This is a genomic window from Paenibacillus sp. FSL H7-0756 (assembly GCF_038006765.1).
GTDB lineage: Bacteria > Bacillota > Bacilli > Paenibacillales > Paenibacillaceae > Paenibacillus_AQ.
This window is the reverse complement of sequence record NZ_JBBOVT010000001.1, coordinates 2,787,214-2,799,161: the sequence shown is the minus strand read 5'-3', so window position 1 is coordinate 2,799,161 and position 11,948 is coordinate 2,787,214. Positions and strand designations below refer to the sequence as shown.

The following is an 11,948-nucleotide window of genomic DNA, read 5'->3' as shown; positions in this document are numbered from 1 at the left end:
AGTTTTTCAGTATATAACAAAGCTTAAGGCTCACTTGGCGTTCCCATGTAAATCCGGATGGTGGAGCCCTGCTGCACTCTTGCCCCAGGCTTAGGAGCCTGATTGATCACGGTGTTGCCGGTGCCGGAACGGACCAGCATGAAATTCATATTCAGATCCTCATAGATATCCTGAACAGTTGCCCCCGTAAGATCAGGGACCGTCACTATGGGAGTCTCTCCGTATTTATAGGTTCTCGGCAGCTGATCCTTACGCTCCGGAACCTTCAGATACAGAAGAGAATCCTCAAGAATATTCTGGACAATCGGAGCGGCAACTACACCCCCGAATTGAATTCCCTTCGGGTTATCGACTGCCGTATAGACTACGATCTGCGGATCATCCGCCGGCGCAAAGCCGATAAAGGATACGATATGCTCTGTAGGAGAATAACGGCCGTTGATTACCTTCTGTGCTGTCCCTGTCTTGCCGCCCACACGGTAGCCGTCAATAAATGCCGGCCGGCCTGTGCCTTTGGCAACTACGCTCTCAAGGGCAGCCCGCACTTTCTTCGAGGTCTCCTCCGAGATCACCTGCCGCACTTCCTCCGGCTCGGTCTCAGAGACAACGTTCCCGGTATCCGGGTTAATCCAGGCTTTGGCCACATGCGGAGTATACAGCTTGCCGCCGTTGATGGCTGCCGATACCGCAGCAATCTGCTGAATCGGCGTGACGGACACCCCCTGGCCGAATGCCGTGGTCGCCAGCTCCACCGGACCAACCTGGGCGGGCTTGAACAGAATTCCATTCGCTTCACCGTTCAGATCGATGCCTGTCTTGCTCCCGAAGCCGAAATCACGGATGTACTTGAACAGCGTATCCTTACCCAGACGCTGCCCCAAGGCAACGAACCCCGGGTTGCAGGAGTTCTCGACCACTTCAAGGAAGGTCTGACTTCCGTGACCGCCCTTCTTCCAGCAGCGCAGCTTAGCACCGCCGACTTCAATGTAACCCGGATCGAAAAAATGCTCATGCTGCAGATCTACCTTCCCCTCCTCCAATGCCGCAGCCAGCGTGATGATCTTGAAGGTGGAACCTGGCTCATACGTCATCCAGATCGGAAGATTACGGTTATATACCTCAGCATCGTATTCCTGGTAGCTCCCCGGCTCATACCCCGGCCGGCTCGCCATCGCCAGAATTTCGCCATTGCGGGGGTCCATGGCAATAGACCAGGCGCCCTGCGCCTGATATTTCACCATGGCCTGATCCAGCTCGCGTTCCATAATGGATTGAATCTGCTTGTCGATGGTCAGCTGCAGGCTAAGTCCATCCTGCGGCTGCGTGTACTTCTCGGAGGACCCGGGCATCAGCCGGCCTCCCGCATCGGAGAGATAGGAGATATTGCCCGCGCTCCCCTGAAGCAGCTTATCATAGATGCTCTCAATTCCGGTAATCCCCTGATTGTCGATTCCGGTGAAGCCCAGAATATGTGCGGCCAGATCCCCGAAGGGATAATACCGTTTGTTGTCCTCAGCGACAACGATGCCCGGCAGCTGCAAATTACGGATGCTCGCGGCAAGCTCCATCGTAATTTTGCGGCCGCCGGGCTGCAGTTTCACTGAGGCCTTCTTTTGGGTCAGCAGCTGGGTTAGCTTCTCCTCGGTCATGCCGAGCAGCGGAGCTAGCTGCTTCGCGGTCTGTTCCTTCTCTTTCACCTGTACAGGAATGGCATAAATCGTCGGTGAGCTGATGTTATAAGCCAGCGCCACACCCTCCCTGTCCAGAATCTCGCCGCGTTTGGCGGTGAAGGGGATATTCCGCCGCCATAAATCCTCGGCCTTCTCGCTCAGCTTCTCGCCTTGGGTTAACTGTACATAGGCAAGACGCACAGCCAGCGCGCCGAACAACACGGCCAGTCCCAGCAGCGTCCACAGCATTCTCCGCCGGCTAACGACTTTTGATACCTTCACTCTGTTCTCCCCGCTTTCGTTCATAGACATGATCTCTTACCTTCATGACTATTCGGGACAAACAGGGGTTAGAACAAGCCTATATGTTTGCTACTTAGCAGCTTCATCCTTATCGGCATCACCGGCTAAGGCAACAGGTATATTCTCGCCATACTCATTAAGCGGGCTAAGCGTCAGCGCAACCTGGGTTTTACCTTTATTCTTGGTCTGCGTCTGCTCTGTGACATAACCTTCTCCATTGACGGAGATCCCCACCTTCAGCAGGTTCAGAATCTCCAGCGCATCGCGCAGTGACTGCCCGCGCAGATCCGGAAGCGTCACATTCTCTCCCTGCTCACTTAACAGATAGATGCGCTGCCCGGCGGTCAGTGCGGTGCCCTTCTCAGGGTACTGGCTGACTACATCCGCCCCTTGGCCCACAGCTTCGAAATCAAAGCCCTGATTAATGAGCAGCTGTCTTGCCGCTTTCACCGTCTTGCCGGTCAGATCCGGCGCTTTGCGCTGGACCACAGCCTCGGCTTTCACCGTCTTCTTGTCAGCAGGGCCTGTGACATCGCCTGCTTTGGGCACGCCCATATAAGGAAGCGCCTGGGAGACGATATCCTTGAAGACCGGACCCGCAGCAGCGCCGCCACCGGCCGCATCAGCAGGCTCGTCAATGATGACGAAGACTGCGATCTTCGGGTCATTAGCCGGTGCATAGCCAAGGAAGGAGGAGCGAACCTTGTCGCGGTCATACCCGCCCTTACCGTCTGGCTTAATCGCCGTACCTGTCTTGCCGGCCACGCGATATCCCTCAATGTAAGCATGCCGGCCGGTTCCGTGCTGCTGATCTGCCACTACCTGCTCCAGATAGCTGCTCGTCTCTCTTGCACTTGCTTCGGAGAGTACCTGCCGTACAACCTCAGGCTGAGTAACTGTGGTCTTGCCGGTGTTCGGATCGGTAACCTCCTTCACTACATGCGGCACCAGCAGCTTGCCGCCGTTCGCAATGGCTGCGACGGCTGTGAGTTGCTGAATCGGGGTCACCAGCAGCTTCCCGTGTCCATAGGCAAGCGTCGCATTCTCTACCGCCCTGCTTGGATCAGGGTTGACAATTCCCGTAACCTCTCCCGGGAGGTCAATGCCTGTCTTTTCCGTGAACCCGAAATCTGTGATATACTGCAGCAGCTTCTCCTTGCCCAGCATCTCATAGCCAAGCTTTACGAACGCAACGTTACTCGACCGCTTAACCCCTTCAAGGAAACTAATCGTTCCGTAACCGGCTCTGTTCATATCATAGATTGGCTTGCTGTATCCCTTGATCCGGACAGAACCGGACTGGAAGGTGGCATTCGGATTGAACAGCTTCTCCTGCACGGCACCCGCCAGCGGTACAATCTTGAACGTAGAACCCGGCTCGAATCTCGTCATAATAGCATGGTTATAGAAGCCGGCTGCATCCTGATTAAGATCATAGTATTCATTCGGGTTAAAAGTAGGCATATTCGCCAGACCCAGAATCTCCATCGTCTTCGGGTCGGCCGCAATGACACTGATTGACTTCGGCTTATACTCCGCATACGCCTTTTTCATAGCCTCTTCAATATAGAACTGAATCGTGCTGTCAATCGTCAGCTTGTAGTTGCTTCCATTCACCACAGGCTGGAATGTATCCTTCGAATCGGGCAGCTTGATGCCCTTGCCGTCACTCTGGTAGTTCAACTCGCCGTCCGTACCGGAGAGCTGTTTGTCCAGATACTTTTCCAGTCCCATGGCCGCTTTGCCATCCCTGTCGGTGTAACCCAGAATATGCGCAGCGAGCGAACCCTTCGGATAATAGCGCTTCTGCTCTCTGACGAGTCCGACACCGGTTTCCAGCGTATCATGCTCCTTCTTGAGCTTCTCAACGAAAGCCGTCACTTTATCCTTCATTTCCTCATCGATTTTCCAGCCTTCATTACGAATCTCACGGTTCTTCAGATATTTCCCGTCTTTATCCTTCGCCTCCACCAGCTTCTTCAGCTCATCCGCCGGTTTGTTCAGCAGCTCATGCAGGCCTTGAATCACCTCTTCGCCGATTTTTTTCTCGGCAATGACCTCAGGGTTAACCACCACCGTGTAGGCAGGCACATCACTGGCCAGAACATTGCCGTTACGGTCTTCGATCACCCCGCGGACGGCCTTGATGGTTGAAGTATGGGCCCACTGCTTAGCCGCGGTCTCCTGCCACTCCTTGCCTTGCAGAACCTGAATCCAGAATACTCTGGCAACTAAAACAAGAAAAAAGAGGGTAATACACCCTCCTATAAACAGCGTGCGAAGTTTGATTCTCTTAACCATAAGGTACCTCACAACCTCTATTATTGCGATTGCCGTTCATCGCTATTTTTTACCGGCTTTGTCAGTAGCCTGGCTGCTAAGCGGAACATAGATAGTAGATTCCTCAGAAGGGACCACAAAGCCCAATTCCTTCGCCCGCGGGACAATCATCTGCTCCAGCGTCTGCTTCTCCATTTTGAACGTGGCAATTTGCTTTTTGCTCTTCGCGATCTCGCTGTCCAGCTTCTGGGCCTGCATATTCAAATCGTAAATATGGACGTAACGCCAGATCAGGGAGGCTGCTACCAGAATAAAGGCTCCCAGTGTCAGCATGTACAAAAGCTTCTCCTGCAGCGGCAGCACTCTGCGCCTGGTGACAACTTTCGTTTTCTCACGGTACAGCGGGTTTGCCTCTTGTTTTCTCTTAGGTTGAACTGCTAAATTTCCGCGGGTATAAGCCATCTCTGATTCTCCTTTATCGTCATCTACAATTTCTCTGCGATACGCAGCTTGGCTGAACGGGCACGCGAGTTAAGCTCCAGCTCTTCTTCCCCCGGCACAATAGGCTTGCGGTTGATCAGCTTCAGGGTGCCTTCAGCACCGCACACGCAGTACGGAAGGTCAGGCGGACAAGTGCAACGGCTTAAGTAGCTGCTGAAAATCTGCTTGCAGATCCGGTCCTCCAGCGAGTGAAAGGTAATAACGGATACCCTTCCCTCAGGCGCCAGACAGCGCACAGCCGCATGCAGCCCTTCCTCAAAAGCACCCAGCTCATCATTGACGGCAATCCGCAGCCCCTGAAAACTCCGCTTAGCCGGATGTCCGCCGGTCCTTCTTGCCGCCGCAGGAATGCCTTCCTTGATTAGCTCGGCCAGCTCTCCGGTGGTCTCTACCGGGCGTTCTTCCCTGCGCTCTACAATCTTCCGGGCAATCCGCCGTGAGAATTTCTCTTCTCCATACTGGAAAAGCACCCTGGCAATGTCCTGCTCGCTCCAGGTATTGATGATATCTGCCGCACTCAGCTGTGCCGACTGGTCCATCCGCATATCCAGCGGGGCGTCATGGTTGTAGCTGAAGCCTCGTTCCCCTTCATCAAACTGCGGAGAGGATACCCCCAGATCAAAGAGAATCCCGTCTACCTGAGGAACTCCGTCCTTCTGCGGAACAAACGGCAGTTCCTTCAACACCTGCTCCAGATCGCGGAAGTTGGTCTTGACGGTTACCACCTTGTCGCCGTATTCGGACAATCTCTCTTTCGCGTTGTTCAGCGCCCAGTCATCCTGATCCAGACAGATCAGCCGTCCAGTGCCGCTAAGCTTGGATGCGATAAGGGCGCTGTGCCCGGCTCCCCCGAGCGTACAATCTACATATAGGCCATCCTTCTTGATGTGCAGCCCTTCTGTCGCTTCTTCTTTTAGTACCGTGATGTGGTGAAACAAGCTGCATCCCTCCAAGGCAGTAATTCGAAATGTTATGTTTTATAGATCAAAATTGAAATCCACCAATTTCTCGGCGATTTCGTTGAACGATTCCTCTGACTGTTCGAAGTACTGCTCCCATAGCTCCTTGTTCCAGATCTCCACCCGGTTCGAAACGCCCAGAATAACACAGTCCTTGTCCAGCTTGGCATATTGCCGCAGATTCCCCGGCAGATTCACCCTGCCTTGCTTGTCCCATACACACTCAGTTGCTCCCGAGAAAAAAAAGCGGCTGAAGGCACGGGCATCCGATTTCATCAGTGAAAGGCTTTTAAGCTTTTGCTCCATGATTCCCCATTCTTCCATGGGATAAACAAACAGGCAGGAGTCCAGGCCGCGGGTCGCCACGAAGGAGGTTCCGAGCATATCACGGAACTTGGCCGGGATAATGATCCGGCCTTTATCGTCAATGCTGTGCTGGTATTCCCCCATGAACATGCTCATTCCCCACCTCTGAATCCCGATTCCCCACTTTGCCCCACTTTTCACCACCTAAGCATAATAGATTCGCCATTAAAAATCAAAAACCTTTTTCCGGAGCAAGGTAATTTTTTCTTATTTGTCAAGAGGCTATTCTTGCATCCCCTGCGGACACGCAAAAGCCCGGGCCAATGTGATTGGCTCCGGGCTCGTGCAGATCCATATCCTTAGTCGTTCAGATTCCAGCTGTCCAGATACTCCACTTGCGCCTGTGTCAGGCTGTCGATGGATATCCCCAGACTTTCCAGCTTGTAACGCGCTACCTGCTCATCCAGCACATAAGGTACATTCTCCACTTTGACGCCAATGCTCTTATAATTGTCATTCACATATTTAAGGGACAGGGCCTGGAGTGCGAAGGTGGTATCCATAATCTCTGCCGGATGACCATCGGCTGCGCCCAGGTTCACCAAACGTCCTTCAGCCAGGAGATACAGCTTGCGTCCGTCCTTCAGCTGATATTCTTCGATGTTCTTGCGCACCGTCCGCTGGGACACTGAGCGCTCAGCCAGCTCCGGCTTGTTGACCTCCACATCGAAATGCCCGGCATTGCAGAGAATCGCGCCATCCTTCATCACATCATAATGCTCACCGCGAATGACGTACCGGTTCCCGGTAACAGTCACGAAAAAGTCTCCTTGCTTCGCCGCTTCCAGCATCGGCATGACATGGAATCCGTCCATATGTGCCTCTACCGCCTTGATCGCATCCACTTCCGTAACAATTACGTTCGCTCCGAGTCCCTTGGCCCGCATCGCTACACCTTTACCGCACCAGCCGTAGCCCACCACAACCACGGTTTTGCCGGCGACAATCAGGTTGGTGGTCCGGACAATGCCGTCCCATGCCGACTGTCCTGTGCCGTAACGGTTATCGAACAAATATTTGCAATAAGCGTCATTTACCGCCACCATCGGGAATTTCAGCATGCCCTGCTTCTGGAGCGCCTTCAGGCGGATAATACCTGTGGTTGTCTCCTCAGCTCCCCCGCGGATATTCTCCATCAGATCGGGGCGCTCGGAGTGCAGCAGGGTGGCGAAATCGCCGCCGTCGTCGATAATCAGATCCGGCTTGCTCTCCAGTGCCCGGATATTCAGTGCCTTGAACTCTTCCGGGGAAGGATTGTACTTGGCAAATACGGTAATGCCATCCTCAACGAGTGCAGCACACACATCGTCCTGCGTAGATAACGGGTTGGAGCCTGTAATTGTTACCTCAGCGCCGCCTGCCTGCACTACCTTGGCCAGATAAGCGGTCTTGGCTTCCAGGTGAAGGGTGATCGATACCTTGAGCCCCTTGAACGGCTGCTCGGCTTCGAACTGCTCACGGATACGGTTCAGTACCGGCATATGCTGGCGAACCCAGTCGATTTTGAGATGCCCCTCGGGTGCAAGCGACATATCGGCAACAATACTGTTTTGCTTGGATAATGAACTCATGGTAGGACCCCCTAGAATAATTTGCTTACATATAAATAATACGGTGTGTTCCGCTGTAGTCAGCAGGCACAGCCATCAATTCCTCCAGCCATTCCAGCCCGTAGCGGTTCAGATAATACATCATATTGTAGACCCGCTCCTGCAGCTTACCCAGCGGCATTAGCGACAGCTCAATCCGTTCCCACTGGCGAAGTGCAGCCTCATTCTGCTTCTCCATTGCATCCAGAGCTTTGCCCTGCAGGAAGGAGATCTGGTCAATAATCTTATCCTTATTATTGCTGCCCAGCTTCAGCAGTCCTGCCTGAATACTGCCAAGCTGTTCGATCAGCGGCTCATACATCCCGGAGAATACTGTCTTAATCTCTTCGAATTTGTCTTCGAGCTTCAGCTCATCCTGAGCGCTTAGCCACGCCTTACGTTTATCATCCAGACCCGCCTGCACATTTGTGAAGGACAAGCCGTATTTATCCATATGCTTGCGAAGCGTTCCCTCAATGACTGTAAAAGACATGCGCGGAATAATCAGCGGCATCTGTCCGTCCAGCACCCTGAAGGCTTGATGCGGAATCGCCCAGTAAGCCATTTCCCCTTGTCCTAGCACCGTAGCAAGTACAGGAAGTACATAGTCCTGCATCAGCGGGCGGGTTAGCACATTGTTGCTGAACCGTTCGGGATGGCTCTTCAGTAGCTCCAGCAGCTCAGAACGGGAGAAGGAGACAGTAGCTTTCCGGTCTGCGAACCGTCCCTCCGCCTTATGGAGCAGAAGCCTTGCACCCTCATGAATATAGAAAAGATTCGCATTGCCGGGCGTCACATCGGCCTGAAGCTCATATCCGCTGGCCGTAATCCGTTCAGCTGCTGCAAGATAAGCTGCCTCCAGCTCATCATTCCGCTCAATCATGGAAGCGAACATGGGCGCTTCCAGCCTGCGCAGGGCAGGATCGGCAGAATCCAGCAGAATCAGTCCGAATTTGCCGAACAAAGATCCCATCAGCTTGGCGAACGCCTCCGTCATATTCCCGGCGCCCGTAGATGCAGCCGTAACCAGCTCCATCAGCTGCGGTTTGAATTCACTGTCCTGTAATAAGCCGTCCAGCTGCGCAACTGCCTGAAGCCAGCTCTCGGCATCCACCTTAATCTCGCTGACCGAGGACCGGGGCCCTTCGCCTTTATCCAGCTTGATCCGGGTAATTTCGCCGCTCCGGTTCAGCACATAGGTATGATTGACCTCATCCCAGTCATGGTCCTCACCCGCAATCCAGAACAGCGGAACGACAGGCCGGCCAAGCTGGGCCGCTGCCTCCCTGGCTGCCTGAATGGTAGTAATGGCCTTATAGACCACGAATAGAGGGCCTGTGAACAAGCCGCTCTGCTGTCCGCCTGTCACTACCAGGGTCTCAGGCTGTTCCAGCAATTCAAGCGAACGGACAACGGCCTCATTGGAATTATGCTTGCTATTGTAGCTGCGCAGGTATGAGACAACCTCTGCGCGGTCTGCCCGCAGGCTTCCAGTACGATCAAGCCACGCTGCACGGTCTGCACGGCTCTCCGGGCTGCGGAAGTCCCCGCCATACAAATGTCCTACTGTTTCGTATTGATGTATATAGTCACTGGCGAGCGCAGATCCGCCCGGCAGTGGTTCCGGTACAACATTCATCGATAATGGCCTCCTTGTTCTGCAATAACCTGCTGCTATATGTAATTCATAAACCGGTAAACCCTTTATGATTGTATCCAATGTTGGGTGTGGCGTCAAAGTAATATACGCCATCCTTAGGAAGGATATCCGTAAATCGAAAGAATAGGCGAGAGCTGAATGCTCCCGCCTACGCTTCCGCCTGCGATTTTAAGTTTAGGCAAATTGTTTGGCTACGAAATGTCCCTTGGACACCTCAACCAGTTCATAATCACTGTCATTTGTTTTCTCGCCGGCCGCATAAATCGGGCTGCCCAGCTCATCATGCAGATGAATGCGTTTTTTGTTCGCTTCAATCTCTGGGTCCGGAACCGGAATCGCCGAGAGCAGGGATTTGGTATACGGATGGATCGGATTAGCGTACAACTCTTCGCTTTCCGCCAGTTCTACCATTTTGCCCAGGTACATAACGGCCACACGGTCACTGATATGCTTAACCATGGACAAGTCATGCGCGATGAAGAGATAAGTAAGTCCAAGACGGTCCTGCAGCTCCTTGAGGAGGTTAACGACCTGCGCCTGGATGGATACATCGAGTGCCGAGATCGGCTCATCGCACACGATGAACTTAGGGTTCACGGCAAGCGAGCGGGCAATCCCGATACGCTGACGTTGACCACCGGAGAATTCATGCGGATAACGGGTAGCGTGATCATGGTTAAGGCCAACCATATCCAGCAGCTCTTCAATCCGCTTCTTGCGTTCCTGGCGGCTTCCGGCCAGACCATGAATGTCCAGCGCTTCACCGATAATGTCAGACACCGTGAACCGCGGGTTAAGCGAGGCATACGGGTCCTGGAAGATCATTTGCATATCACGGCGCATCGTCTTCATCTTGCTGCCGGACAGTTTGTAGATATCCGTACCATTGTATTTCACGCTGCCTGCAGTCGGCTCATACAAGCGGAGAACTGTACGGCCTGCAGTAGTCTTGCCGCAGCCGGACTCCCCTACCATTCCCAGGGTTTCACCTTCGCGGATGGAGAAGCTAATATTATCAACTGCCTTAAGAACTCTTCCTTTGCCCACATTGAAATATTTCTTAAGGCCTTCTACTTCAATCAGATTCTTGCTCAGATTCTTACTCAAACGAACTGCACCTCCTTGGCCATCGAATGCAGATTCCAGCAGTGCGCCATAAGCGTATCACTGAACTCTGTGATGCCGGGATCAATCCATTCCTTCACAAGAAGCACTGCTTCCCTGCAGCGCGCTGTGAACGGATAACCGACCGGCGGCTTAATCAGATCCGGGGAAGCTAAAGTGATCGGAATCACCTGCCCGCCCTTCTTCGGGTAAGCTGCGGCACCAGCCGCACAATACCCTTGGTGTACTACGATAACCCGGTCACATCTCACGGCAATTACGCCAGGAATGTGTAATCAGGATGATGGAGGTCCCAAGCGAATGTTCCACATCGCCGGAGATTTCTTGGGGATATTGGTTAAAGCGAGCCTCCGCATTCATAATGCTCACTACCCTCAGCATTTCAATAGCTTGATTATTCGCTTCGGCCGCTGATATATTCTGATGTTAGATCAAAACTTCGGTTATCTGTTTGCCCACTTGGATCATTGGGTTCAAAGAAGTCATCGGGTCTTGAAATATCATGCCAATATCTTTGCCGCATGGGTTCCATCATTATTTATTTCCTATTTTTTCAGCTTAGGGTCAAGCGCATCACGCAGGCCGTCACCAAAAATATTAAAGGAAAGCATCGTTAAACTGATAAGAATCGCCGGGAACAGGAACCGCCACGGATAATACATCCAACCGGTCAATGAGTCATTGATCATCGATCCGAGTGAAGCGACCGGAGCCTGTACACCAAGACCGAGGAAGCTCAGGAACGCTTCGGCAAAGATGGCATTTGGTACGGACAGCGTAATCGTTACAATAATGGGTCCTACAGCATTCGGCAAAAGATGCTTGAACAACAGCCGCTTGGACCCTGCACCCATCGAACGTGAAGCCAATACGAATTCACGGTTCTTAAGCTGCATAATCTCGCCGCGCACAATCCAGGACATCGTAATCCAGCCCGTTATCGTTAGCGCCAGGATAATGGTACCCAGACTTGGTTCAAGTACAACCAGCAACAGGATTACTACCAGCAGATATGGAATGGAGTACAGAATTTCAGAAATCTTATTCATGATATTGTCTACACGGCCACCGAAGTAACCCATGATTCCGCCGTAGATAACCCCGATGAAAAGGTCAATGGCAGCAGCGGCAAGGCCGACAATCAGCGAGATTCGTGCACCGTACCAGGTACGGACAAAGATATCGCGTCCCAGATCATCTGTACCAAACCAGTGAGCGGATGATGGGGGCTTATTCGTGTTGAGCAAATCATTAGAGTAGTAATTGAACTTTGAGAAGAACGGCGCAAAAATTGCAGCCAGTACGATCAGTCCAAGAACCCCCAGCGCGGTCATTGCCATTTTATTCTGGCGCAGACGCTCCCAGGAATCCCGCCAGGCGGACAGACTTTCGCGCTGAATGACTTCAGCCTGCCGTTCATCAATTCCGACCTTACGGAAATCTTCCGGTTTCAGGTTCGCATCCTGCGATACCAAATTTTTGTCAAAAGCCACTC

General features: G+C 52.8%; 9 protein-coding genes and 1 pseudogene. All 10 read right to left on the bottom strand.

Going from position 1 to position 11,948, the window contains the following annotated elements:
* Positions 1–23: 23 nt before the first annotated feature.
* The 10 genes and pseudogenes from NST04_RS12335 to NST04_RS12290 all read right to left on the bottom strand — a co-directional run bounded on the left by NST04_RS12335 (position 24) and on the right by NST04_RS12290 (position 11,946).
* Positions 24–1,952, bottom strand: a complete 1,929-nt coding sequence (locus NST04_RS12335) for a stage V sporulation protein D (RefSeq protein WP_341185229.1) — start codon at positions 1,950–1,952, stop codon at positions 24–26.
* A 90-nt stretch (positions 1,953–2,042) separates the two neighbouring features.
* A complete protein-coding gene (locus NST04_RS12330; protein ID WP_341184460.1) occupies positions 2,043–4,274 on the bottom strand; it encodes a penicillin-binding transpeptidase domain-containing protein in 2,232 nt (743 codons plus the stop codon).
* Positions 4,275–4,316: 42 nt separating this feature from the next.
* The gene (locus NST04_RS12325) at positions 4,317–4,715 is read right to left on the bottom strand and encodes a hypothetical protein (RefSeq protein ID WP_341184459.1); all 399 of its coding nucleotides are present in this window, start codon (positions 4,713–4,715) and stop codon (positions 4,317–4,319) included.
* 23 nt (positions 4,716–4,738) lie between these two features.
* A complete protein-coding gene (gene rsmH, locus NST04_RS12320; protein WP_341184458.1) occupies positions 4,739–5,692 on the bottom strand; it encodes a 16S rRNA (cytosine(1402)-N(4))-methyltransferase RsmH in 954 nt (317 codons plus the stop codon).
* A gap of 39 nt (positions 5,693–5,731) precedes the next feature.
* Positions 5,732–6,169 (bottom strand): division/cell wall cluster transcriptional repressor MraZ, encoded by a 438-nt coding sequence (gene mraZ / locus NST04_RS12315; protein WP_036690220.1) that lies wholly within the window; start codon positions 6,167–6,169, stop codon positions 5,732–5,734.
* Between the two features lie 209 nt (positions 6,170–6,378).
* Positions 6,379–7,650 carry an adenosylhomocysteinase gene (locus tag NST04_RS12310; protein WP_341184457.1) on the bottom strand — a complete coding sequence of 424 codons (1,272 nt, stop codon included), beginning with the start codon at positions 7,648–7,650 and terminating at the stop codon, positions 6,379–6,381.
* A 25-nt stretch (positions 7,651–7,675) separates the two neighbouring features.
* The gene (gene bshC, locus NST04_RS12305; RefSeq protein ID WP_341184456.1) at positions 7,676–9,307 is read right to left on the bottom strand and encodes a bacillithiol biosynthesis cysteine-adding enzyme BshC; all 1,632 of its coding nucleotides are present in this window, start codon (positions 9,305–9,307) and stop codon (positions 7,676–7,678) included.
* Between the two features lie 195 nt (positions 9,308–9,502).
* Positions 9,503–10,423 (bottom strand): ABC transporter ATP-binding protein, encoded by a 921-nt coding sequence (locus NST04_RS12300; RefSeq protein WP_341151112.1) that lies wholly within the window; start codon positions 10,421–10,423, stop codon positions 9,503–9,505.
* Positions 10,424–10,431: 8 nt separating this feature from the next.
* Positions 10,432–10,972 (bottom strand): annotated as a pseudogene (locus tag NST04_RS34000) (peptide ABC transporter ATP-binding protein); the annotation flags it as partial.
* 26 nt (positions 10,973–10,998) lie between these two features.
* A complete protein-coding gene (locus NST04_RS12290; RefSeq protein WP_341184454.1) occupies positions 10,999–11,946 on the bottom strand; it encodes an ABC transporter permease in 948 nt (315 codons plus the stop codon).
* Positions 11,947–11,948: the final 2 nt, after the last annotated feature.

What these genes read in the sequence shown, in the direction of transcription:
- NST04_RS12330 (WP_341184460.1), bottom strand. Translation starts at nt 4,274, where the DNA reads ATGGTTAAGAGAATCAAACTTCGCACGCTGTTTATAGGAGGGTGTATT.
- NST04_RS12325 (WP_341184459.1), bottom strand. Translation starts at nt 4,715, where the DNA reads ATGGCTTATACCCGCGGAAATTTAGCAGTTCAACCTAAGAGAAAACAA.
- mraZ (WP_036690220.1), bottom strand. Translation starts at nt 6,169, where the DNA reads ATGTTCATGGGGGAATACCAGCACAGCATTGACGATAAAGGCCGGATC.
- NST04_RS12310 (WP_341184457.1), bottom strand. Translation starts at nt 7,650, where the DNA reads ATGAGTTCATTATCCAAGCAAAACAGTATTGTTGCCGATATGTCGCTT.
- bshC (WP_341184456.1), bottom strand. Translation starts at nt 9,307, where the DNA reads ATGAATGTTGTACCGGAACCACTGCCGGGCGGATCTGCGCTCGCCAGT.